This is a genomic window from Longimicrobium sp. (assembly GCF_035474595.1).
GTDB lineage: Bacteria > Gemmatimonadota > Gemmatimonadetes > Longimicrobiales > Longimicrobiaceae > Longimicrobium.
In genome coordinates, this window is record NZ_DATIND010000145.1 from 22,772 (window position 1) to 44,235 (window position 21,464).

Annotated in this window: 14 protein-coding genes; 11 read left to right on the plus strand and 3 right to left on the minus strand. The window is 71.8% G+C overall.

The window, feature by feature from the left end; translation table 11 throughout:
• Positions 1-157 precede the first annotated feature (157 nt).
• The 8 genes from VLK66_RS24685 to VLK66_RS24720 all read left to right on the plus strand — a co-directional run bounded on the left by VLK66_RS24685 (position 158) and on the right by VLK66_RS24720 (position 13,917).
• Complete coding sequence (locus VLK66_RS24685; RefSeq protein WP_325312167.1) at positions 158-2,440, plus strand: ATP-binding protein; 2,283 nt, start codon at positions 158-160, stop codon at positions 2,438-2,440.
• Positions 2,441-2,665: 225 nt separating this feature from the next.
• A complete protein-coding gene (locus VLK66_RS24690) occupies positions 2,666-3,043 on the plus strand; it encodes a response regulator (protein WP_325312168.1) in 378 nt (125 codons plus the stop codon).
• Positions 3,040-5,508, plus strand: a complete 2,469-nt coding sequence (locus tag VLK66_RS24695; RefSeq protein WP_325312169.1) for a response regulator — start codon at positions 3,040-3,042, stop codon at positions 5,506-5,508. The genes VLK66_RS24690 and VLK66_RS24695 overlap by 4 nt, the downstream gene beginning before the upstream one ends.
• 421 nt (positions 5,509-5,929) lie before the next feature.
• Entirely contained in the window at positions 5,930-6,988 is a 1,059-nt protein-coding gene (locus VLK66_RS24700; protein ID WP_325312170.1) for a HEAT repeat domain-containing protein, read from the plus strand.
• Positions 6,985-8,487, plus strand: coding sequence for a glycosyltransferase (locus VLK66_RS24705; RefSeq protein WP_325312171.1), 1,503 nt, complete (start codon positions 6,985-6,987; stop codon positions 8,485-8,487). The genes VLK66_RS24700 and VLK66_RS24705 overlap by 4 nt, the downstream gene beginning before the upstream one ends.
• A 185-nt stretch (positions 8,488-8,672) precedes the next feature.
• On the plus strand, positions 8,673-11,339 hold the full coding sequence (locus tag VLK66_RS24710) for a tetratricopeptide repeat protein (RefSeq protein ID WP_325312172.1): 2,667 nt from the start codon (positions 8,673-8,675) through the stop codon (positions 11,337-11,339).
• A complete protein-coding gene (locus tag VLK66_RS24715; protein WP_325312173.1) occupies positions 11,336-13,153 on the plus strand; it encodes a tetratricopeptide repeat protein in 1,818 nt (605 codons plus the stop codon). The genes VLK66_RS24710 and VLK66_RS24715 overlap by 4 nt, the downstream gene beginning before the upstream one ends.
• Before the next feature lie 65 nt (positions 13,154-13,218).
• Positions 13,219-13,917: a hypothetical protein gene (locus tag VLK66_RS24720; RefSeq protein WP_325312174.1), complete on the plus strand. Its 699-nt coding sequence runs from the start codon at positions 13,219-13,221 to the stop codon at positions 13,915-13,917.
• A gap of 45 nt (positions 13,918-13,962) precedes the next feature.
• Here VLK66_RS24720 and cspE read toward each other — a convergent pair whose 3' ends face one another.
• The 3 genes from cspE to VLK66_RS24735 all read right to left on the minus strand — a co-directional run bounded on the left by cspE (position 13,963) and on the right by VLK66_RS24735 (position 17,676).
• The gene (gene cspE, locus VLK66_RS24725) at positions 13,963-14,172 is read right to left on the minus strand and encodes a transcription antiterminator/RNA stability regulator CspE (RefSeq protein ID WP_325312175.1); all 210 of its coding nucleotides are present in this window, start codon (positions 14,170-14,172) and stop codon (positions 13,963-13,965) included.
• Positions 14,173-14,709: 537 nt separating this feature from the next.
• Positions 14,710-16,365 carry a lipopolysaccharide biosynthesis protein gene (locus VLK66_RS24730; RefSeq protein WP_325312176.1) on the minus strand — a complete coding sequence of 552 codons (1,656 nt, stop codon included), beginning with the start codon at positions 16,363-16,365 and terminating at the stop codon, positions 14,710-14,712.
• Between the two features lie 474 nt (positions 16,366-16,839).
• Positions 16,840-17,676, minus strand: coding sequence for a hypothetical protein (locus VLK66_RS24735; RefSeq protein WP_325312177.1), 837 nt, complete (start codon positions 17,674-17,676; stop codon positions 16,840-16,842).
• Positions 17,677-17,855: 179 nt separating this feature from the next.
• Here VLK66_RS24735 and VLK66_RS24740 point away from each other — a divergent pair, with 179 nt between their 5' ends.
• The 3 genes from VLK66_RS24740 to VLK66_RS24750 all read left to right on the plus strand — a co-directional run bounded on the left by VLK66_RS24740 (position 17,856) and on the right by VLK66_RS24750 (position 20,875).
• On the plus strand, positions 17,856-18,842 hold the full coding sequence (locus VLK66_RS24740) for a bifunctional heptose 7-phosphate kinase/heptose 1-phosphate adenyltransferase (RefSeq protein WP_325312178.1): 987 nt from the start codon (positions 17,856-17,858) through the stop codon (positions 18,840-18,842).
• Positions 18,843-19,017: 175 nt separating this feature from the next.
• Positions 19,018-19,410, plus strand: a complete 393-nt coding sequence (locus VLK66_RS24745; protein WP_325312179.1) for a RidA family protein — start codon at positions 19,018-19,020, stop codon at positions 19,408-19,410.
• Positions 19,411-19,486: 76 nt separating this feature from the next.
• Entirely contained in the window at positions 19,487-20,875 is a 1,389-nt protein-coding gene (locus VLK66_RS24750) for a phosphomannomutase/phosphoglucomutase (RefSeq protein ID WP_325312180.1), read from the plus strand.
• Positions 20,876-21,464: the final 589 nt, after the last annotated feature.

Genomic DNA, 21,464 nt, shown 5'->3' on the forward strand with positions numbered 1-21,464 from the left:
CCGATCTCCCCGATCGACCAGCAGCGGCGCGCCCCTCCACCCCGGACGGGCGCGCCGCCCGGCTTTGCGCAAACCTTCTGCATCACCTTGCGCCGGGCCGGATGGAACGTTTCTTTCCTGCCGTTAAATCAGACCCGCACACCCGCGCAAAGGCTCCTTGAGCGACGCCGCCGCTTCCGCACGCTCCGCGACCCCCGCCGTCCTCCGCCCCGACGCGGGGCTGATGGCGCTGTTCGTGGCGCTCCTGCTGATCCTGGCCACGCTGCTGGGGCTGGCCAACGCGGGGTTCCGCAAGGTGGCGGCGGCCAACCGCTGGAGCATCCACACCTGGCAGGTGATCACCGAGGCCGAGGGGCTGGGCGCCGCGCAGGCCGAGATGGAGACCACCTACCGCGGCTTCGGCATCTCCGGCGACCCGCAGTTCCTGGCCGGGTGGAGCGAGGGCGCCCGCGACTGGGACGGGCACCTGGCCGCGCTGCGCCGGCTGACCGCCGACAACCCCCGCCAGCAGGCGCGCCTCCGCCGCATCACGGCGCTGCAGGCGCGCTTCCGCGCGGGGCAGGCCGGGCCCATGTCCGCCCGCGAGGGCGACAGCGCGGCCATGCGCGCGGCGCGGGCCACCGCGGGCGATGTGCGCGCGCTCACCGCCCGCCGCGCCGTGGCCGACTCCATCCGCCAGACGCTGGCCGAGGTGCGCGGCGAGGAGTTCTCCCTGCTGGGCCGCCGCGCGCAGGAGGCGCGGGCGCTGGAGCGGCGCACCGCCTTCCTGGTGCTGAGCGGAGGGATCCTCGCGGTCCTCCTGGCCGTCGGCGCCGGCGTGCTGGTCGTGCGCCGGACGGCGCGATTGCGCGAGGCCAACCGTCTCCTCACCGCCGAGGCGGCCGAGCGCATCCTGGCGCGGCAGGCGGCCGAGCGGCTGGCGCGGCAGAACGAGCTGATCCTGAACGCCGCGGCCGAGGGGATCTACGGGCTGGACGCGCACGGCTACACCACCTTCGCCAACCCCGCGGCGGCGGCCATGCTGGGGTACGCCCCCGACGACCTTCCCGGGCGGCCGTACGAGGCCACGCTGCTGTCGTCCGACGGCGGGCACGACCCCATCCGCGCCGCCCTCCTCTCCGGCGAGACGAAGACCGCGAAGGACGCCACCTTCCGCCGCGCCGACGGCCGTCGCTTCCCGGTGGAGTTCACCTGCACGCCCATCGTGGAGGAGGAGCGCATCGCCGGCGTGGTGGTCACCTTCCGCGACGTGACCGAGCGCCGCGAGGTGGACCGCATGAAGGACGAGTTCATCTCCGTGGTCAGCCACGAGCTGCGCACGCCGCTCACCGCCATCCGCGGCTCGCTGGGGCTGCTGGCCTCGGGGAAGGCGGGCGAGGTGCCGCAGCGCGGGCAGCGGATGCTGGAGATCGCCGTCCAGAACACCGACCGCCTCATCCGCCTCATCAACGACATCCTGGACATCGAGCGGATCGAGTCCGGGAAGGTGGCCATGGAGCCGCGGCCGGTGAACGCGGCCGAGCTGGCGCAGAACGCCGCCGAGGTGATGATGCCCATGGCCGAGCGCGCCGGCGTGGGCGTCTACGTGTGGGCCGAGCCGGTGGCCCTGGTGGCCGACCCCGACCGCCTCCTGCAGGTGCTCACCAACCTCATCTCCAACGCGGTGAAGTTCTCCAACCCCGGGGGCACGGTGGAGCTGACGGTGGAGCCGGAGGGCGAGGACGCGATGTTCCGCGTGACCGACCACGGGCGCGGCATTCCCGCCGACCGGCTGGAAAGCATCTTCGAGCGCTTCCAGCAGGTGGACTCGTCGGATTCGCGGCAGAAGGGCGGAACGGGGCTGGGGCTGGCCATCTGCCGCACCATCGTGGGGCAGCACGGGGGGCGGATCTGGGCCGAGAGCGTGCTGGGCGAGGGAAGCACGCTGGCCTTCACCCTCCCGCTCCCCGCGCGCGAGCCGGCCGAGGTCGAGGCGGCGCCGCGCCCGGGCGACCCCGACCCCGTGGTTCCCGAGCCGGCGGACGGGCGCAAGCACGTCCTGGTGGTGGAGGACGACGCCGACCTGGCGGGCGTGCTGGCCGAGACCTTCCAGCGGCAGGGCGTGGCGGCCGAGGTGGCGGGAACGGGGGAGAGCGCGTGGGGCGCCGCGCGCCGCCGCACGCCGGACGCCGTGGTGCTCGACATCGCCATCCCCGAGGGCGACGGCTACTGGCTGGCCGAACGCTTCCGCGAGCACGAGGGGCTGCGCGACGTGCCGATCGTGGCGTATACCGCGCTGGACCTGGACGAGCCCGGCCGCGAGCGCCTGCGCCGCGCCGGGGTGGAGGTGCTGATCAAGAGCCGCATCGAGCCGGTGGAGCTGGAGCGGCGCGTCCTGGCGCTGCTCACGCAGGCGGAGGCGCGGGCGGGCGGGGGGCAGGGCGGGGGCGGCGAATCGTGACGCTCCTTGTCCCGGCGCGGGGATTGCCGTTGGATGGGTGCCCAGACTCGCGCGACGGCGCAACGGAATCGGGGGAAGGCCGGCCCGCGGGGGGTGACTCGCCGCGCCCGCCGCGCGTCTTCTCCCGGATCCGCGCGGCGGATGCATCCGGCGGCGGCGCGCGCGACGTAATCATGTTTCCGGCCGGCCGCGCGAGGGACGGCCGGATGGGATGATGGAGACACAATGAGCCGACGCATCCTGATCGTGGACGACGAGGACGACATCCGCGAGGTCGCGCAGATGTCGCTGGAGATGGTGGCCGGCTGGGAGGTGATCCCCGCCTCCAGCGGCGAGGAGGGGATCCGGCTGGCGGCCGAGCACCGGCCCGACGCCATTCTCCTGGACGTGATGATGCCGGGGATGGACGGCCCCGCCACGGCCCAGCGCCTGGGCGAGGACGCGGCCACCTCGGCCATTCCCATCATCCTGCTGACCGCCAAGGTGCAGGCCGCCGACCGCCGCCGCTTCGAGGGGCTGGGGGTGGCCGGGGTGCTGGCCAAGCCGTTCGACCCCATGGACCTGGCGCGCCAGGTGTCGGCCTCGCTGGGGTGGCCGGAGTGAGCGGAAGTCCGCCCGCGCGGGTGCTGGTGGCCGGCTTCGGCGACGCCGTGGCCGGCTTCCTGGCGCGCCAGCTGCGCGGCGTGACGGTGGAAACGGCGCCCGACGCCGCCGCCGCGCGCGCCGAGCTGGCCCGCGGCGGGTGGGCGCTCCTGCTGGTCGACGACGCCATCCCCGGCGGCCCCGCGCGCGACCTGCTGCGCGGCACCGAACCCCATCCCCCCACCTTCCTCTGCCTGGAGCGCGGCACCCGCGCCTCGCTCACCCGCGCCGACCTGGACGCGCTCGGCGTGGCGCGCATCTTCTTCCACCCGCTGGACCGCCAGGCGCTGGTGCGCGAGGCCGGCGCCGTGCTGGGCACCGGCGGGCCGTCGCCCGACGACCCGCGCGACGTGGCCGCCGCCGCCGGAGAGGCGAAGCGCGGCGCGCTGGCCGACGCGGTGCGGCAGGCGTGGGAGCGCTTCCGCGGCGCGGTGATGGAACGGGTGGACGCCGTCGAGTCGGCCGCGGTGGCCGTGCTGGAGGGGGGGCTGGACGAGGAGAGCCGCCGCCACGCCGAGCGCGAGGCGCACAAGCTGGCGGGCTCCGTGGGCACCTTCGGCTTCGCGCAGGGGTCGCGGCTGGCGCGCGAGATCGAGCTCCTGCTGCAGGGCGCGGCGCCGCTGGGGCAGGCCGAGGCGCTGAAGCTCACCGACCTGGTCGTCGCGCTCCGCCGCGAGCTGGCGCGGCCGCCCACGCCCGCCGCCGACCCCTCCGCGTCGCGCGAGCGTGTCGCGGCGCCGCCGCAGGCCGGGCCGGCGACGGGCGCGCGGCTCCCGCTGCTGCTGATCGTGGATGACGACGCCGAGCTGGCCGACCGCATCGCCATGGAGGCGGGCGGGCGGGGGTTCCGCACGCGCGTGGCCCCCGGCGTGGCCGAGGCGCGCGCCGCGGTGGCCGAGGAGCGCCCCGCCGCCGTCCTCCTGGACCTTTCCTTCGAGCGGGGGGAGAGCGGGCTCTCGCTCCTTTCCGAGCTGGCGTCGCGCACCCCGCGCGTCCCCGTCCTGGTCCTCACCGCGCGGGGCTCGTTCACCGACCGCGTGGACGTGGCGCGGATGGGGGGGATGGGGTTCCTGCAGAAGCCGGTGCCCCCCGCCGCCGCGGTCGACGCGGTGCAGGGGGTGCTGCACCGCGGCCGCGACCGCCACGCCTGCGTGCTGGTGGTGGACGACGACCCGCTGGTGCTGGCCAGCGTGGGCTCGCTGCTCGAGGCGGGCGGGGTGAAGGTGCACACGCTGGACGACCCGCTCCGCTTCTGGGAGGCGCTGGAGGAGTTCTGCCCCGACGTGGTGATCCTCGACATCGACATGCCGCGGGTGAACGGGATCGAGCTCTGCCGCGTGCTGCGCAACGACACCCGCTGGGGCGCCACCCCGGTGGTCTTCCTCACCGCGCGCGCCGGCCCGGAAACGGTGCAGCAGGTGTTCAGCGCGGGCGCCGACGACTTCGTGGCCAAGCCCATCGTGGGCCCCGAGCTGGTCACCCGCATCACCAACCGCCTGGAGCGCGTGCAGCTGCACCGGGCGCTGGCGGATACCGATCCGCTCACCGGCGTGGCGAACCGGCGGCGGTCGGAGGAGCTGATGGGGCAGCTGCTGAACCTGGCCGTGCGCCACCAGCAGCCCTTCTCGCTGGCGCTGCTGGACCTTGACCACTTCAAGCAGGTGAACGACCAGCACGGCCACGGCACGGGCGACGAGGTGCTGCGGCGCGTGGCCCGCATGCTGGAGCGCAGCTTCCGCGCGGAAGACGTGGTGGCGCGGTGGGGCGGGGAAGAGTTCCTCGTCGCCATGCACGGGATGGACAAGGACGACGGGGTGCAGCGCCTGGCCGAGGTGCTCGAGGTGCTGCGCGACGAGCCCTTCGAGGTTCCCGGCGCCGAGCCGCTGCGGGTGACGTTCAGCGCCGGCGTGGCCCAGTACCCGATGGACGGCGGCGACCTGCAGGCGCTCTACCGCACGGCCGACGCGACGATGTACCAGGCCAAGGAGGCGGGGCGCGACCGCGTGCTTCCCGCGGGGTGGACGGCCGGGCAGCCCAGCACCGCCGAGCACGTGGACGTGCTGGTGGTGGAGGACGACCACACGCTGGCGCGCCTCCTCCTGCACGCGCTGGAAACGCGCGGCTGGCGCAGCCGCTGGATCGCCGACGGACGCGAGGCCGCGCAGCAGCTCACCGGCAGCCGCCCCAGGCTGCGCGCGCGCGTGGTGCTGCTGGACGTGGACCTGCCGGGGATGGACGGCCACGCGCTGCTGCGCACCCTGGCGCGCGAGCGGGTGCTGGAGCGCACGCGCGTGATCGTGCTCACGGTGCGCGCGCACGAGGCCGAGGTGGTGCAGGCGCTGGAGGAAGGCGCGTTCGACCACGTGGCCAAGCCGTTCAGCGTGCCCATCCTGCTGCAGCGCATCCGGAGGGCGATGCGCGCATGAAGGGAGGGAACAGAGGACAGGGTACAGGGAACAGGGTGGACGTTCGCGCGTGCCACGCACCGGCGCGCGCCCTCGCCCCCGCGCCCTCCCCCCGCGCCGGAGGGCGCGACCCCCTCCCATTCCGGGAGGAGGTGGCCTTCCAGCATCTGCGCGAGAGCCAGCCGGGCGGGCACGATGCAGCCCCCGACGCGCGGATCTCGTCCAGCTACCTCTCCCGGTACGGGCGAGGTGGACGGCCTGGGCCGGCCGGAGAGGGCGCGGCGCATGGCGATGCGCGGATGCCCGTCATCGCGAAAACCGCAGGGGTTTCACGCAGGGAAGCAGAGCAGCGGAGATGTTTCCTCCGTTCCTCCGCGTCTCCGCGTGAACCCCTTTCTGGTTTTGGAGATGCGAAGGATCCATGGTGGATGGAGATCGCGCGATGAGCTCCATCCGCCTGCTCGACCTGGCGCTGGTGGTGATCGGCGTGGCGTGGATCGCCAGCCTGGTCACCATCTTCGGCCACGGCGTGGCGATGGCGCTGCACGAGCGCCGCTCCGCCCCGCTGATGGAGCGCGGGCGGATGGCGCTGGCCGGCGTGGCCGTGCAGCCGCGCGTGGACCGCGCCGACGAGGCGTTCCTGCGCGCCCTGCCGCTGCGCCTGCAGATCCGCCTCTTCACCGAGCTGGCGCCCAGCATCGGCGGGGCGCAGCGGCGGCACCTGTCGGCGCTGGCGCGCGAGGTCGGGCTGGTGGAGGGCGCCGAGCGCCTCTGCAAGAGCCGCAAGTGGTGGAAGCGGCTGCGCGGCATCCGCCTGCTCACCGCGCTGGGCGGCGGCGAGGACGTCGTCCCCCCGCTCTTCCGCGATCCCCATCCCGCCGTGCGTGCGGAAGCTGCCGAGTGGGCGGGGCAGAACCCCACGCCGGGCGTCATCCGCCGCCTCATCCTCCTCCTCGAATATCCCGAGGCGGTGGGAAGCTGGGTGCTGCGCGACTCGCTCATCCGCATCGGCCCGCCGGCGATCGACCCGCTGGCCGCGTACCTGGAGACGCACGGCGGCGAGCAGGCCGAGGCCGCGCTCGAGGTGGCCACCGGCCTGGCCGACCCGCGCTTCGCCGCGGCGGCCGAGCGGCTGTGCGGGGATGCCGACCCCGTCTGCCGCGCGCGCGCCGTCGCGCTCGCCGGCGCCATCGGCGGTGACGCGCTGGTGCGGCGCGCCGTCGGGCTGCTGGACGACGCCGAGCCCTCGGTCCGCGCCGCCGCGGCGGCCGCGCTGGGGCGGCTGGGGCACTGGCCCGCCGCCGCCCGGCTCGCGCGGATGCTGCGCGACCCCGCCTGGGTGGTGCGCAGCCAGAGCGCGCTGGCGATGCGGCGGCTGGGGAGCCCGGGGCAGCTGCTCCTTCGCCGCGCGCTGGACGACCGCGACCGCTTCGCCGCCGACATCGCGCGGCAGGTGCTGGACATGCCCGAAACCACCACCGAGCGGGACCAGTGGCGATGAGCCCGTACTCGATCGCCGTCTGGATCCTGGTGAAGCTGGAGTGGGCGATCCTGGCCTACTTCCTCCTGGTGAACGGCTGGTACCTGGTCCTCCTGGCCAGCGCCGGGGTGGAGATGCGCCGCCACGTCCTCCTTTCGCGCGGGCAGGCGCGCTGGAAGATGCTGGGCTCGCGCGTGGTTCCCGGCATCTCCATGCTGGCCCCCGCCTACAACGAGGCCGCCACCATCGGCGAGAGCGTGCGCGCCCTGCTCGCGCTCTACTATCCCAACCTCGAGGTCGTGGTCGTCAACGACGGGTCGCGCGACGAGACCATGGCGGTGCTCATCGACCAGTTCGACCTGGCGCCCATCCACCCCATCTACCAGAAGCGCATCCACTCCGCCGAGGTCGTCTCCCTCTACCGCTCGCGCACGCACCCCAACCTGGTCGTCGTCGACAAGCGCAACGGCGGCAAGGCCGACGCGCTGAACGCGGGATTGAATCTGGCGACGGGCGACCTGGTCTGCGCCATCGACGCCGACACGCTGATCGAGCCCGACGCGCTGATCCGCATGGTGCGGCCCTTCATCGACGACGACGAGGTGATCGCCGCGGGGGGAACCATCCGCGTGGCCAACGCGTCGCGCGTGGAGAGCGGCCGCGTGGTGGAGACGCGGGTGCCGCGGCGCGCGCTCCCCGGCTTCCAGGTCGTCGAGTATCTCCGCGCCTTCCTCTTCGGGCGGCTGGGATGGAACCGGCTGGGCGGCAACCTCATCATCTCCGGCGCCTTCGGCCTCTTCCGCCGCGACCTGATGATCGCCGCGGGCGGGTACCTGGAAGAAACGGTGGGCGAGGACATGGAGCTGGTCCTGCGCCTGCGCCGCATCGGCTACGAGCGCAAGGGCGCGCACCGGGTGGACTTCATCCCCGACCCCGTGGCGTGGACCGAGGCGCCCTCCACCTTCCGCGTCCTCGCCCGGCAGCGCGACCGCTGGCAGCGCGGGCTGGCCGACGTGCTCTGGCGCCACCGCGGGCTCCTCTTCAACCCGAAGTACGGGCGGATGGGCACCATCGTGTACCCGTACTTCGTGTTCAACGAGATGCTGGCGCCGGTGGTCGAGGCGGTGGGGTTCCTGGGGGTGATCCTTGGGCTGATGCTGAACGCCATCGACTGGCCCTTCGCCATCCTCTTCTTCCTGACGGCGTACGGGCTGGGCGCGGTGCTGACCTTTACCGCGCTGGTGCTGGAGGAGATGAACTTCCACCGCTACCACACCTTCGGCGACCGGGTGATGCTGGTGGTCTGGGCGCTGCTGGAAAACCTGGGCTACCGGCAGCTGACGGTGATCTGGCGGCTGAAGGGGATGTGGAACTACGTCCGCGGCAGCAAGAGCTGGGGGAAGATGGATCGCAAGGGCTTCGCCCCCACCCCGGCGCAGGTGGCCGATGCCGACCGGGCGATCGAGGCGGAGGCGGAGTCCTCCGGCTCGGCGAAGGTGAAGCGGCGGGTGCGGGTGTGAAGGGAGGTGTGCGGTCGGGCTGGCCGGTCGCGGGGATGCTGGAGAGCAGTCCCGCAGGGCCTTTGTGCGGTTGTTGCCGGTGAATTCCATTCACCGGATGCTAGACCGGTGATGAGCAGAGAGCTGACAAGATGCGTGGAGAGAAGGGCTTGATGCAGTTCATCTTACGTGAATCCGATCTACGGATGCGGCGACGGATCGCGCTCGCGGCGATGGCGGCCGCGCTCGGCGGCGCGGCCGTGCCGACGCTGGGTGCGATGGGAATGCGGGGGGCGCAGGAGTGCCCCGAGGTCGCCAACCCGCTGGTGGAGCGCGGGTGGACGCTGTACCGCGCCAGCCAGATCGACTCGGCGCGCGCGCGGTTCGACGCGGCGCTGCGGCGGTGCCCCACGCACGTCGGCGCGCGCGTGGGCAGCGGCTTCGCCATGCTCCGCGCCGGCGACGTCCCCGGCGCGCGGCGGAGCTTCGAGGCCGTCATCGCCGCGGCGCCGCAGAACGTGGACGCGCTGGTCGGCCTCGGGCTGGCCGCGTGGCGGCAGGGCGACCAGGAGACGTCGCGGAGCGCGTTCACCCGCGTGCGCCGCATCGATCCCAACAACGCCGACGCGCGCGAGTACCTGGCGCGGCTGGGCGAGGCGCCGGTGGTCGTCCAGCGCGGTCCGCTCGTCATCCCCGACACCATCGTCTACCCCAGCCGCGCGCACGGCGACCGCTTCGAGGTGCGGACGGCGCGCGGGTGGGAGCCGTTCTACGTGAAGGGCGTGAACCTCGGCGCGGCCACGCCCGGGCATCATCCCAGCGAGTTCCCCGATTCGGCCACGTACGCCCGCTGGATCGCGCAGATGGCGGAGATGGGCGCGAACACCGTGCGCGTCTACACCATCCATCCCCCCCACTTCTACCGCGCGCTGTACGCCTGGAACTCGGCGCACCGGGAGAATCCGCTGTGGATCATCCATGGCGTGTGGACCGAGTTGCCGGAGAACGACGACTTCGCCGACCCGCAGTGGGAGGGGCAGTTCTTCGCGGAGATGCAGCGCGTGGTCGACCTCCTGCACGGCCGCGCCGACCTCCCGCCGCGCCCCGGCCACTCCAGCGGGCAGTACACGGCCGACGTATCGCCCTGGGTGCTGGCGTGGATCATCGGACGCGAGTGGGAGCCGTTCTCGGTGGGCGAGTTCAACGCGCGGCGGCCGAACTATCCCGCGTGGAGCGGGCGCTACCTCACCGTCGCCGGCGGCACGCCGATGGACCGCTGGCTGGGGAAGGCGTGCGAGCACATCGTGGAGTACGAGGCGCGCACCTACCACGCGATGCGGCCGGTGGCCTACACCAACTGGCCCACGCTGGACCCGCTGAAGCACCCGACGGAGACCACGGTCGACGAGGAGATCTCCATCCGCACGCGCCTGGGCGAGCGGGTGGACCGCAAGCCGCTGGAGTACGACAACGACCGCATCGACCTGGACGCCTCGATCGTGCACCCGACCGCGGCGTACCCGGCGGGCTACTTCGCCAGCTTCCACGCGTATCCGTACTACCCGGACTTCATGGTGCTGGACCCGGGGTACAACCGCGCGTCGTCCAGCCTGGGGCGCAGCAACTACTTCGGCTACCTGCGCGAATTGAAGGCGCACCACCCGGGGATGCCGGTCGTCATCAGCGAGTACGGCGTACCGGGGTCGATGGGGAGCGCGCACCTGCAGCCCCAGGGATGGCACCACGGCGGCCACGACGAGGCGTCGATGGCCGAAGCCGATGCGCGGCTGACCCGCGAGATCGCCGAGAGCGGGATGGCCGGCGGGGCGATCTTCGCGTGGATCGACGAGTGGTTCAAGAAGAACTGGATCGTCATCGACTTCGAGATTCCGCTGGAGCGCAACCGCCTCTGGCTGAACCGGCTCGATGCCGAGCAGCACTACGGGATGCTGACCGAGGAGCCCGGCGAGGTCGTCCGCGGCGCGACGCTGGCCGACCGGGCCTCCGCGTGGGCCGCGCGGCCGGTGCTGTACCGCACGCCGCAGGGCGTGGTGCGCGCCGCAGTGGACGAGGCGTACCTGTGGGTGGAGGTGGAGACGGCGGACGGCCGCGCGCCCGACGAGCTCTACCTCGGCTTCGACGTGGTGAAGCCCGACGCGGGCGACTTCCGCTGGCCCGGCCGCGTCGGCGAGCGGCTGCCGGTGGGGATCGAGTTCGCGCTGCACGCCACGCGCGGCGGCGAGGTGCGGCTGCTGGCCGATCCCCCGTCGAACCCGTTCGCGATCGACCTGGTGAACCAGATCCCCGGCCAGCCCACGCCGCCGCCGCACATCGACAACCCGCTGCCGGGCTTCTTCTTCGGGCGCTACCAGTCGCGCTACAACCGGCCGTTCGTCACCCGCGCCAACGACGACGGGGTGTACGACTCGCTGCGCGTGGTCACCAACCGCCGCCGCTTCGGGCGCGACGGGACGGAGTTCGCCGCCTTCGGCTACGACCGCGGCATCCTGCGCCAGGGCCCGCCGCCGGACGGAAGCTGGGAGATGCTGGACCGCGGCGTCTTCGAGGTCCGCATCCCCTGGATGCTGCTGAACTTCACCGACCCCAGCGAGCGCCGCGTGCTGCAGGACGCGCCCGGCGCCAACCCGAACGGCGACTTCGGCACGGAGACGGTTCCCGGGATCCGCATCGTGGCCGCGGCGCGGTCGGGAAGCCGGTGGACGCAGTGGCCCGCGTCCGGCGGCGCGTCCGCGGTGCCGCTCTTCACCTGGCCCACGTGGGAGATGCCGCGCTCCCGCGAGCGCATCCGCCCCGTCTTCGGCGCCATGCGCGACGCCTTCCGCACCATGGACCCGCCGGTGATGCACCGATGACGAACCGCATGCGCATCTTCCTCCCGCTCTTCGCGTTCCTCACCCTCGCGTGGGCGGCGCCGGCGCGCGCGCAGGACGCGGCCGACCGCGCGTGGGCCGCGGGGAACGTGGCCGAGGCGGGGCGATTGTACGAGCAGCGCCTGCGCGCGGACAGCAACGACGTGCGCGCGCTGCACCGCGTGGCCCTGGTCCGCGCGTGGGACGGCAGGTACGACGAGGCGCTGGCGCTGCTCGACCGCGCGCTGCGGCTGACGCCGAGCGACGTGGAGACGCAGGTGGACCGCGCGCGCGTGCTGGCGTGGAAGGGCGATCCGGCCGGCGCGGTGACGGCGCTGGAGCCGGTGCTGCAGCAGAACCCGGCGTACCTCCCGGCGCTGCAGGCGCGCGCGCAGTTCCTGTCGTGGGCGGGGGACTTCAACGCGTCGCTGCAGACCTACGGCAGGATCCTGGAGATCGCGCCGGGCGACCGGGCGATCGGGCTGGAGCGGGCGCGGGTGCTGTCGTGGGCCTCGCGCTTCGCCGCGGCCCGGGCGGCGTACGACTCCATCCTGCGCCGCGACCCGCGCGACCACGACGCGCTGCTGGGGATGGCGCAGGTGCTGTCGTGGGAGGGAAAGCTGGACTCGGCGGAGGTGGTCTACGGCCGCCTGCTGGAGATCAACGGCAACGACGTGCAGGCGATGCAGGGCCTCGCGCGGACGGCTGCCTGGCGCGGCGACCTGCTCGCGGCCGAACGGCGCTGGCGGCGCGTCCTCGCCCGCAACCCGGACGATCCGGCGGCGCTGGTCGGCCTGTCGCAGACGCTGCGGTGGCAGGGGAGGGACGCGGCCGCGCTCGAGGCCGCCCGCCGCGCCATCCGCGCCGCCCCCACGGACCGCGACGCGCGGACGGAGCTTACCTGGGCGGCCCTGCCGACGCGCCCCGCGGTGGCCCCGGCGTTCACCTATGAGACGGACTCGGACGGGAACCGCATCTCCACGATCTCCTCCAGCGCCGCCTTCCGCCCCGACCCGCGGGTGGAGGTCCGCGCGGACGCGTACCTCCGCGACGCGCGGCTGGAGGGCTCGGCCACGCCGGACGGCACCTCGAAGGGCGTGGGACTGGGGATCCGGACGCAGCTGGAGCCCGGCTGGTGGCTCTCGGCGGGCGGCGGCGTCACGCAGACCGACCGCGCGGGCGAGGACACGCGGGCCAGCTGGCGCGCGGCGGTCTCGTCTCCCGGCCGCTATCCGGTGACGGCCACGCTGGCGTACAACCGCACGCCGCTGGACGCCACCGCGCTCCTCATCCAGCGCGAGGTGGACGTGGACGAGCTGACGCTCTCGGCCGGCTTCGTTCCCGCGCAGGGGTGGGCGATCAGCGCGGGCGGCGGCGGCGCGGACTTCCACGGCCGCGTGTCGGGCGAGACGAACCGGCGCACGAACGGCAACGTCGCCGTGACGCGGCGGCTGGCGCGCTTCTTCACGCTGGGTGCGGCGGGGCGGGCGTTCGGGTTCGACCAGGACCTGAACGACGGCTACTTCGACCCCGACCTGTACTGGATCGGCGAGGCGCTGGGCCGCTTCGGGCGCGAGTGGCGGCACGTGGGCGTGAGCGCGGAGGTGGCGCCCGGCATTCAGCAGGTCCGCACCGGCGGCGACCGCAGCGCGACGCTGCGCGCCAGCGGCGGCCTGAGCTACACCGTGGCCCCCGGCCGCCGCATCGGCGTCTCCGCCGGCTACGCCAACGCCGGCCTCCAGCGCCTCTCGCCCACCGACACAGGCGGCGGCTACCGCTACACGGCCGTCAGCGTGAGCGCCAACTGGGCGTTTTGACAGGCTTGTGTGCTCGCTAGTTGCTGCGTATCGTCCGATGGATATTTATCTGGAGTCACAATTTCATGAGCGAAGACAACCACTGGCTTCGAAATTACGTTGTTGCGCCGCTGGTCGTGGCTATTATCGCGGCGGTATTCACGTACTACCTCACTTCGCGCGGAAAAGAAAAGGCCGAACTTAGCTATCGAATAGACACACCTAGTGAATTCCTGTCCCAGCGGATTCAGGGGCTGCGGGTCGTCCTTGGTACAAACGCGGTTTCCTTTCCGGTGCTCTATCGTGTGACCGTATGGAATTCTGGAGATGTGACCATCAAGGACATTCCGGTGAGCCTCGTGTTTCGGGAACGTGATTCAGCTTTCTCAATTCTTGTCGTCCAGCATCAGACGGTACCAGCGTTCGAGTTCGGGCCGATTCGGGACACAACTGCTGAAGCGATCCCGTCAGGATTTCAAGCTCGACGCTTCGTCTATTCACAACTGGATCCACGCGATCTCGATCATATCTCGATTCTGACTGATGGCCGTGGAGAGCTGGCTATTTACGCAAAAGGCCGTGGAACCCATGTGTCGGTTGTAAACCAGACGAACCGAAGACCCAGCATCATCCTGTTCGCAGTTGTTGCGATGCTTCTTTCGATTGCCGCAACGCTGTTGCCGAAAGCTGCCCGGCTGGTACCCGTGTGGAAACCGCAATTCCGAGTGATCAGAGTGATCGACACGGAGGAGCTGGAGCGAAAAGAGCCGCCCCGATCTCAATGATCGGGGCGGCTCTTCAGTTCGTCGGACCGTCAGGTCCGCGAGGGCTTAGCCCAGGCGGGTGACGTTCTCGGCGGCGGGGCCCTTCTGGCCCTGCACGACGTCGAACTCCACGCGCTCGCCCTCCGCCAGCGAGCGGAAGCCGCTGCCCTGGATGGCGCTGTGGTGCACGAAGCAGTCCTTCGAGCCGTCCTCGGGAGTGATGAACCCGAAGCCCTTGGTGTCGTTGAACCACTTCACGGTGCCGGTGGTACGCATTCCGAAACTCCTTGCATTGGTGTAGACTGCCGAGGCCCGGGAAATCCGTACCAGCCGACTGTCTCCTAAGCGGGCAAATTCGCCCCCCGCCACAGGCGCGCGAAAAACAGAAAAGGACCGGGACGATTGAAGCGTCCAGGTCCTTAGGGCACACTGGCCCGGGCTGAATCGTACGCCCGGTGTTCTTCGCTGCTCACCAATCTAGCGGCATCGTCAGGATTTGTCCACCCCCTTGCGTGGGACGATCTCCCGACACGCCTCGGATCGCCTCGCCCGGCCATCTTCCGAATCTCCCAACTCTCTGCTGCAACCGGCGATGGGTCCTCCGACCCGCCCGCCACGCCGGCCCCTCACCGGCGGCTGAAGCCGCAGCAACAACCACGGGAAGCCTCGCAAACCGCGCGAGGCTGATCCGCTCGGGATCTGGCATCCCCGCGAATCCCACCCGATCGCACCGATGCCCGGGGAGCAGTCCCGCAGGGACTTCGTGCTGTTGTTGCCGCGAATTCCATTCGCCTTCCCAGCCTCCGCACGCTGCTACGCCGTCGCCGGCTTGCGGCCGACGGGGATCAGGCGCCGCATGGCCTTCCACTCGCCCGCGCGGAAGAAGCGGGTGAGCACGAGCAGGGCGGGGAAGGCCACCACCAGCAGCAGCTTCACCCCGATCGACCGGCCCTCCGTGGGCCCCCACCCGTGCGTGGCCAGCCACTGGTCCGCGAAGTAGAGCGCGGCCACGATCGCCGCCAGGTGCGCCAGCCGCGCCCACTCCCAGGGCACCGGGTACACGCGGTTGCTCTGCCACGCGCCCAGCGCCGCCATCAGCGCGTAGCTGGCCGGCGTGGCCCACGCCACCGCCACCATCGAGTGCCGCGCCGCGACCACGCAGATGGCGATGTTGATGGCCGCGCCGGCGCCCGCGATCCACGGCAGGATCCCCGTCTTCTTCTCGATGTACAGCCCCGCCGTGACCACCGCGTACATGGCGCTGAACACGTACCCCAGAAGGATGATGGGAACGATGGAGAGCCCCAGCCAGTACGCCGGCGAGCTGGCGATGTGGCGGATCTTGGGGATTCCGGCCAGCGTGGGGATGAAGAGCGCCAGGCCCAGGAACGCGAACGCGCAGAGCAGCATCACCGACGTCAGCACGCGCGTGAACAGGTGCGGCGCGTCGCGGTCGCGGCCGTGCTGCAGCGAGAAGGGCGTCCACGCCATGCGGAACATCTGCGCCAGCAGGAGCATGGCCACGCCCAGCTTGTAGTTGAAGTTGTAGATCCCCAGCACGTCCTTGGTGGCCATCCCGTACACCGCCTTCGAGACGCTGTCCGGGAGGAGGTTCAGCACCAGCCGGTCGCCGTTCTCCACGATCATCACCGCGAACATGGCGGGCATGATGGGGAGCGCGTACGTCCACAGCGGCTTCCAGTTCACCCCGCGCAGCAGGCGCGGGCGGAAGAGCCGCGCGATCTCGCTGGTGAAGAGCGCGAGGACCACCAGGTTGGCGACCAGGTTGGCCAGGAAGATGGCGCTGATCCCCCAGTGCAGGAACGCGATCAGGATCACGTTCAGCACGATGCTGACGGCCACGAAGAGCAGCCGCAGCACGGCGTACCGCTTGGCGCGCCCGGTCATCCGCAGGTGCGCGTAGGGGACGGCGATCAGCGCGTCGGTGTAGACGATGCCGATCAGGTACAGGAACCCGTCGGCCGGCAGCTTCATGCCGTGCGACAGCCAGCGCGACCCCAGCGCGCCCACCAGCAGCGCCGCCGCCCCGGCGACCGCCACGATGCCGAAGGGCATGCTGAACGCGCGCTGCCGCTCTTCCAGCGGTTTGTCCTTCACCGCGGCGGCGCTGCGCATGTAGGCCACGTCCATCCCCAGCAGGAAGACGATGGAGAGCATGGGCGCGTAGGTGTAGACCGCGCTCTGCACCCCGTTGGCCGCGGGGGGGAAGTAGGCGACGTACAGGAACTGCAGCGCGTAGCTCAGGAAGCGGCCGAACACGGAGCTGAGGCCGTAGATCAGCGACTCGCTCCCCAGCCGCTTCAGCTTGCTGGCGAAGCCGCCGCCGCTGGCGCCGGTGATGGGCGCGCCCGGCGCGCCGCCCTCGATGGGCGACTGCGTGTCGCCCGCCTCGGGGCGGGGCATCAGCAGCGTCTCGTCGTCGTCCCGCTCGATATCCTGGGCGCTCATCGTCTTTCGTGAAAACGCGGGCGGGGATCGGGCACCGCGCCGCGGCTCGTGCGTAGGGGGATCCGCATCACCCTGCGGCCTCAGGCAAACCGGGGGCCGCGCCGCCGAACCATGCGCACGCCGCGCCCAGCGGGCAGCGGTGGGAGGCCGGCAGGGTGGCGTCGGCGGCCGCATAGCCACGGGAGCTGCCCCCGTCACCGGCGGCTGAAGCCGCAGCAACAACTACGGGAAGCCTCGCAAACGGCGCGAGGCTGTTCGGGTCGAAAGCTGGTTCCGGCTCCGGAGGACGCCTCCCTATCATCCATCGTGGTCGCGCGCGGCGCGGTGTTCGACTCAGGATGAAATCGCTCGCGGCATCAGCGCGGTGCCTCCGGGATGCCGGGGGAGCAGTCCCGCAGGGACTTTGTGCTGCTGTTGCCGCGAATTTATTTTTATTCGCCTTCCCAACTCTTTCCCACGCCTCCGCCCGCGAGGTCAGCGCGCGGGCTCCCACGAGATCAGACGCTCCTCGCTCGCGGGCGCGTCGCCCAGCGTGCGGATGCGCACGGCGGCGCCGAGCGCGGGGGCGTAGTGCACCTCGAAGTGCTCGTCCTCGTCCTCGCTCGTCACCTTCACGTCGATCACGTACACGGGGCCCGGCACCGCCGGTTCCGAGGCCGTGTAATCCCCCTCCATCCCGGTCACCACGAGCTCGTACCCGTCGCCGCCGGCCTGGCCGCGCGCCCAACCGGCCACCTCCACGCCGCCGCTCTCCACCGTGCGGAAGGTCAGCCGGTTGCCCACCGCGAGCGGAAACAGCCGCCCCTGCGCGCCGGTGACCGCCAGCACGCGGGTGTCGGCCGAGGCGCGGCGCGTGTCGGCCGAGCCGGTGGCCATCGTGTAGCTCCACGCGTCGCGGAACAGGTCCAGTGCGCCGCCGAGCTGCTGGTCCATGACGGTGCGCAGCTGCGGCATGGGCCCGCCCGGGAGCTCCATCTCCATCACGGCGCTGTCCCGGACCACCGAGCGCCAGCCGCTGCCCTCGCGCACGGTGTAGAGGTGCTCGCGTGTCCGCATCCCGTTCAGCTCCAGGAAATCCGCGCGGCGCATGCTCCGGAAGGCCGGCTTCGGCGCGGCGCCGAAGAGCGCCTCCTCGCCGGCGGCGGCACCGCCCTTGGCCGTCGCGGGCGCGGCGGCGGGGGCGGGCGCGGGGAGGGCGGCGGACGGATCGGCGGCCGGAATCGCGAGCCGCGGCACCTTGCCGGACACCGCGAACGCCGCGCCGCCGGTGACGATCGCCCCAGCGATGAGAAGGTCGAGCGTTTTGCGCATCGGGAAGACCAAAGGGAGGGGATGGAGACGGGAGGGACGCGGAAAGGTAGCGCCGCGCGCGTGTGCCGGGGAGTGGCGGCGGCGTCCGCATCTTCTTTACACCCCGCGGCCCCGCGGGTAGATTCCGCGCCCTCTTTCCCGGCCCGCGGCCGGGCGGCACCACGGCGGCGGATGGGGAGATGGAACGGCTTTCACGCGCGCGGCTGGACGAGATCCTGGAGCGTGCCCGCGGCCTGCGCGTGGCGGTGGTCGGCGACGTGATGCTCGACGTGTACCTGGTGGGCTCCGTCTCGCGCATCTCTCCCGAGGCGCCGGTGCCGGTGGTGCACGTCACCGAGGAGCGCTTCGCCCTGGGCGGTGCGGCCAACGTGGCGGCGAACGTGGCCGCCGTGGGCGCCGAGTGCCACCTGGTGGGCTACGTGGGCGCCGACGAGTCCGGCCGCCGCATCCGCCAGGCGCTCTCGGCGCTGGACGGCGGCCGCGTGCACGCCCGGCTGGTGGAGCGCGAGGACCGGCCGACGACCACCAAGACGCGCGTGGTGGCCCGGCACCAGCAGGTGGTGCGCTTCGACCGCGAGGACGCGGGCGACCTGCCGGACGCGTGCGCCACCGAGCTGTGCGACGCCGTCCGCCAGGCCGTGGCCGCGAGCGACGCGCTGGTGCTGGAGGACTACAACAAGGGCGTGCTGGTCCCCGCCGTCATCCGCGCCGCGCTGGACGCGGCCAGGGAGGCGGGCATCCCCAGCGTGGTAGACCCCAAGTTCCGCAACTTCATGGAGTTCGGCGGGGCCACGGTGTTCAAGCCCAACGCGCTGGAGCTGGGCGCCGCGCTGGGCGCGCACGTCCGCCCCGACGACGACGCGTGGCTGGAGGACGCCCGCACCCGGGTCGGCGCGCGCCACCTGCTGCTGACGCTGGGGGAAGACGGGATGGCGCTGCGGTCGGACGATGCGGCCACCTTCCGCATCCCCACCGTCGCCCGCGAGGTGTTCGACGTGAGCGGCGCGGGCGACACGGTCACCGCCTTCGTCGCCGTCGCCCTCGCCGCGGGCGCGACGATGGAGGAGGCGGCGGTCCTCGCCAACCTCGCGGCCGGCATCGAGGTCGGCAAACCCGGCGTGGCCGTGGTCACCCCCGCCGAGCTCCGCGCGATGGTGGGAGATTGAGGAATCCCGCCGAACCGCGAGGATCCCGGATCGCTACCTCTCCCGGTACGGGAGAGGTGGACGGCCTCGGCCGGCCGGAGAGGGCGCGGGTGCCGCGGAATCGCGCCGCATCCGGAAATCGCAGAATCACGGCAATCACCACCCGACGTTCATCAACCCTGACGAGGTTCTCGACATGGCATTGTTCCAGCAGGTCCAGACCGGCGACGCGCCGGCCGCCATCGGCCCGTACAGCCAGGCCATGATCGCCAACGGGCTGGTCTTTACCGCCGGCCAGATCCCCCTCGACCCCGCGTCGATGCAGATCGTGGAGGGCGACGTGGCCGTGCAGACGGAGCGGGTGATGACGAACATCGCCGCGGTGCTCAAGGCCGCCGGCGCGGACCTCTCCACCGTGGTGAAGACGACGGTGTTCCTGCGCGACATGAACGACTTCGCGGCCATGAACGAGGTGTACGGCCGCCACTTCGGCGACCACAAGCCGGCGCGCTCGACGGTGCAGGTGGCGCGGCTCCCGCGCGACGTGGCGGTGGAGATCGAGGCCATCGCGGTGGTCCGCAACAGCTGAGCTGAACGACGAAACGGGCTCCGCTCCGCGAACGGGCGGCGCCCCCCATTTTTCTGCAATCGGAAACGAGAGACGGATGGTCAACCCGCACATCTTCCGGCAGTACGACATCCGCGGCGTGGTCGGCAACGACGTGACCGGCGAGGTCGCCGAGTCCATCGGCCGCGGCTTCGCCACCCTGGTGCGGCGCAAGCTGGAGAACGCCTCGCCCGTGCTGGCGCTGGGGCGCGACAACCGCCTGAGCAGCAACGAGCTGGCCGACGCGGTGAAGCGCGGGATGCTGGCCGCGGGCGCGCAGGTCATCGACGTGGGCCTCGTCCCCACGCCGGTGCACTCGTTCGCCATGGCGTACTGGGGAACGGACGGCGGCCTGCAGGTGACGGGAAGCCACAACCCGCCGCAGTACAACGGGTTCAAGATGGCCATCTCCGGCGGCTCCATCTACGGCGAGATGATCCAGGAGGTGCGCCGCATCATCGAGCAGGAGGACTTCGAGAGCGGCGAGGGGCGCGCCGAGAACCGCGCGGTGCTGGAGATCTACGTCCGCGAGGTGGCGGCGAAGTTCCAGATCGCCCGGCCGGTGAAGGTGGTGGTCGACTGCGGCAACGGCACCGGCTCGATCGTCGCGGTGGACCTGCTGAAGGCGCTGGGCGCGAACGTCGACGTCATCCCCATCTTCTGCGAGAGCGACGGGACCTTCCCGAACCACCATCCCGATCCGGTGGTGGACAAGAACCTGGCCGACATCATCGCCAAGGTGAAGGAGACGGGGGCGGACCTGGGCGTGGCCTTCGACGGCGACGCGGACCGCATCGGCGCCATCGACGACCGCGGCGGGATCGTGCGCGGCGACACGCTGCTGCTGCTGTACGGGCTGGACCTGCTGGAGAAGCGCGGGCCGGGGCAGAAGGTGGTGTTCGACGTGAAGTGCACGCAGGCGCTCCCCGAGGTGCTGGAGGCGCACGGCGGCGTTCCGGTCCTCAACGCGACAGGGCACTCGCTGATCAAGAAGCGGATGAAGGAGGAGCACGCGCTGCTGGCGGGCGAGCTCTCGGGCCACATCATGTTCGGCGACAACTACTACGGCTTCGACGACGCGCTGTACGGCGCCTGCCTGCTGATCGACATCGTCGCGCGGCGGCAGGGGACGCTGGGCGAGTGGATCGGCACCTTCCCGAAGTTCGTCTCCACCAGCGAACTGCGGTACCCCGCGACCGAGGAGACCAAGTTCGAGATCGTAGGCCGCGCGGTGGAGCACTTCCGCAAGGACCACGAGGTGGTGGACGTGGACGGCGCGCGCGTGCTCTTCGGCGACGGCTGGGGGCTGATCCGCGCCTCCAACACCGAGCCCGTCCTGGTCGCCCGCTACGAGGCCCGCACCCCCGAGCGCCTGCAGGAGATCCGCTCGGAGATGGAGGGCTGGCTCGCCGGCGAGGGCATCGGCGCGGCGACGACGGGGCACTGAGCTGCCGCCGCAGGCAGAGCCGGCGCCCGGTCCGGAAGAAGGAGAGCCGAGCCGCTGCCGCTGACCCGCCAATGAATTGGCGGGCAACAAGGGCACAAAGTCCCTCCGGGACTGCAGCCGAGGCATGTTGCCCTATCGGCTGCATCCATCCGAGCCGCCGCCGTTGACCCGCCAATGAATTGGCGGGCAACAAGGGCACAAAGTCCCTGCGGGACTGCGGCCAAGGCATGTTGCCCTATCGGCTGCATCCATCCGAGCCGCCGCCGTTGACCCGCCAATGAATTGGCGGGCAACAAGGGCACCAAGTCCCTCCGGGACTGCGGCCGAGGCATGTTGCCCTATCGGCTGCATCCATCCGAGCCGCCGCCGTTGACCCGCCAATGAATTGGCGGGCAACAAGGGCACAAAGTCCCTCCGGGACTGCGGCCGAGGCATCCTGCCGGATCCGTAGCCTCGCGCGAGCCGCCGCCCGTGGATATGCACGGGCGGCGGTCCTGTTTTTCATACGCAGACGAATACTGCAGCGGGATAACGCGCGGGTCATTCGCGTCGGTGGTTCTTTCTGCGTCCGATCTGCGGAGCAGTTCTG

Coding starts and splice junctions, on each gene's coding strand:
- VLK66_RS24690 (WP_325312168.1), top strand. CDS start 2,666: ATGAGCCGACGCATCCTGATCGTGGACGACGAGGACGACATCCGCGAG.
- VLK66_RS24700 (WP_325312170.1), top strand. CDS start 5,930: ATGAGCTCCATCCGCCTGCTCGACCTGGCGCTGGTGGTGATCGGCGTG.
- VLK66_RS24705 (WP_325312171.1), top strand. CDS start 6,985: ATGAGCCCGTACTCGATCGCCGTCTGGATCCTGGTGAAGCTGGAGTGG.
- VLK66_RS24710 (WP_325312172.1), top strand. CDS start 8,673: ATGCGGCGACGGATCGCGCTCGCGGCGATGGCGGCCGCGCTCGGCGGC.
- VLK66_RS24715 (WP_325312173.1), top strand. CDS start 11,336: ATGACGAACCGCATGCGCATCTTCCTCCCGCTCTTCGCGTTCCTCACC.
- VLK66_RS24720 (WP_325312174.1), top strand. CDS start 13,219: ATGAGCGAAGACAACCACTGGCTTCGAAATTACGTTGTTGCGCCGCTG.
- cspE (WP_325312175.1), bottom strand. CDS start 14,172: ATGCGTACCACCGGCACCGTGAAGTGGTTCAACGACACCAAGGGCTTC.
- VLK66_RS24730 (WP_325312176.1), bottom strand. CDS start 16,365: ATGAGCGCCCAGGATATCGAGCGGGACGACGACGAGACGCTGCTGATG.
- VLK66_RS24735 (WP_325312177.1), bottom strand. CDS start 17,676: ATGCGCAAAACGCTCGACCTTCTCATCGCTGGGGCGATCGTCACCGGC.
- VLK66_RS24740 (WP_325312178.1), top strand. CDS start 17,856: ATGGAACGGCTTTCACGCGCGCGGCTGGACGAGATCCTGGAGCGTGCC.
- VLK66_RS24745 (WP_325312179.1), top strand. CDS start 19,018: ATGGCATTGTTCCAGCAGGTCCAGACCGGCGACGCGCCGGCCGCCATC.
- VLK66_RS24750 (WP_325312180.1), top strand. CDS start 19,487: ATGGTCAACCCGCACATCTTCCGGCAGTACGACATCCGCGGCGTGGTC.